Source organism: Thermogutta sp. (assembly GCF_014359955.1).
In the GTDB taxonomy this organism is placed as follows: domain Bacteria; phylum Planctomycetota; class Planctomycetia; order Pirellulales; family Thermoguttaceae; genus Thermogutta.
The window spans coordinates 1-2,204 of record NZ_JACIYL010000738.1; the positions used below are offsets into that span (position 1 = coordinate 1).

The 2,204-nt window shown below is 59.5% G+C and carries 2 protein-coding genes; both read left to right on the top strand.

Annotated elements, in window-relative coordinates; translation table 11 throughout:
* The coding region (locus H5U08_RS16470) for a hypothetical protein (protein WP_297035546.1) at positions 1-1,018 on the top strand (1,018 nt) is incomplete at its 5' end.
* A partial coding sequence (locus tag H5U08_RS16475) for a hypothetical protein (RefSeq protein ID WP_297035548.1) occupies positions 1,015-2,204 on the top strand: 1,190 nt, incomplete at its 3' end. The genes H5U08_RS16470 and H5U08_RS16475, both read left to right, overlap by 4 nt.

Genomic DNA, 2,204 nt, shown 5'->3' on the forward strand with positions numbered 1-2,204 from the left:
TGCTGGACTATGTTCTCCCCTGGTCAGGTCTCTCTCTGATTGTGGTGGGACGGAAACCTCAGAGAGAGCTTTTGCGAGCGGCTGCCTGATGATGAACAACCATATCCAGCTTTGTGCTTCAGGCGTTGATAGAAGGGTTTCTCATTCAGCCGGAACAGGGAATGAAAAACGCGGTCGCCTCGCCGCACTTTCAGGAAAATCCTGGTTATTCACGTCTGTTTGCGGCCTTCTGGCACTGCTGGGGATGGGACTGTCCATCCAGGCGGGGTGTGTTATCCTCGATGTTTACCCCAGCGGGAAGCCGGTGCTGGTGAAACACGTTGGCTGGCCGCTCCTGGTCACCCTTTTCGGCTTGGCGGGCATGCTGGCGACGTGGCAGCGACCATCGTGGAACTGGGTCCGCAAGTGGCAGACGGTGATGCGTCGTGCGCTCGGCTTTTGGAAAGTGCAGCCGTGGTGGGGACGCGTCTTGATCATCGTCGGAATTGGGCACGGGCTGATCTCGGTAGGATACCTTCTGAACTGCCCGGAAGATTTCCTCCGGCAGTACCAGGAAATACAGGAATTTGCGTCGGCTCCTTCCAGACTCTTTGCTGGCCAGCGGGTGGCGAATCTGGAATACCACATTCTGCAATATCGTCGAATGATTCCTCCACGCGCCCAGGTCGCCTACCGAGGGCACTGGGAAGCGATGATTGTGGCCTATCAGCTATATCCCCGCCGTCTGTTCTTGCTCCCGGAGGATGTGCAACGACTGGCCCGAGCGTGGGGCGACCACCGCTGGCTGGAGATTAAAACGAAGGGAGCCTCCCGGGCTGATGCCTGGACGGATGAATACTGGGCTGCACGGCGCCCACCAGTCGAAAATCCCCCGGTCGCTCAGTTTCTCGCGGACCGTCACATCGAATACATCATCGTCTATAACGAGAATCACCCCGAGTTGTGCCAGGTTCTCCGGGTGACTCCGGAAACCGGCTTGGCTCGCGGACAGATCTCCCAGGAGGGAACACAGCGATGATCGGCCAGTGTGGGATGATCCTCTTGACCTGGCTCTGGTTGGCCGTGGTGTGGCTTTCGGGCTGGACCATCGCCTCGCTCCTGGTACGGTCCCGGTCACGACAGTCTCTTTCCGCGAACGAACGAGGAAAGCTGGCTGGCCATCTAGCAACGGCTTTTCTCGCCGGTGTGCTCACGTGTGTCCTGCCGCTGTATGTGATCCTGGCGATCACAAGACGGCTCACGCCGATCGCGTTTTCTGCCGTCCTCGGCGGCCAGCTCGTCATGGCGTGTCTGGGAGCGCGTTCCCTTGTCCGGGAACTCCGCCATCTTGCCAGTCGGCTCCCGAATTGGTGGGGGCTGTTGAGCTGGGCGCTCGTCGTTGGGCTGCTGGCTTCCGTCACCCCCTTCTGGGGCTATGATGCGCAGGCCATTTACGGATTGAAGGCCAAGATCCTTGCTGATGGCCTCAGTATTTACGGTCCAGACTTCATGGACCCATATCGGGTGCACTACTGGAACAACTACCCGCTTTTGGTCCCCCTCTTGGAAGCCCAGGCATTTTTCTGGCGAAACCAATGGGCGGTGCTGACGGGGCAAGAGCTTTGGAACGACCTGGGTATGCCCGTCATTTTGTGGGGTTTCATCGTCGCCCTGGTGCTTCAGGTGGCGGCTACCACAGAGCGCCACTGGCCGGGTTGCGGCCCGTGGATGGGGCTGGTCTTTGCAATAACGCCCATGTTATGGCGATGGACCGAGGGAGCCGGACTTTCTGGCTCGGTTGATATCGTCTTTGCGAGTTTAGTTCTGAGCGCTGTGATTCAGCTTTCTCAACTTGCCGAAGCGGCGCAACTTCAGTGGGGACCGCTTGTTCGGGGAGGACTTTTTCTCACCGCCGCGTGCTTGACGAAGCAGGAAGGGGCCATTGCAACGGGGGCGATTCTGGGGGCATTTGTGGCGACCACAGTTTGGAAACTCTGGCGGGGACGGGAGTCTCTCGGGTCTTTGGTGGGTCGCCGCGTCATCCTCTCGGGAGTGCGCTGTCTACTGCTCGTCGGCTTACTTGTGTTGCCGACGTTCGTTTTTTTGCGTGCGGTGCACGGGCCCATGCCCGCCCCACCATACTCCCGCCCCTACCTGGCAGCTTTCAACTTCGACTGGCTATCTCGGATAGGCGACCGGCCGTTGACCGTGGGGGCCTTCGCCGT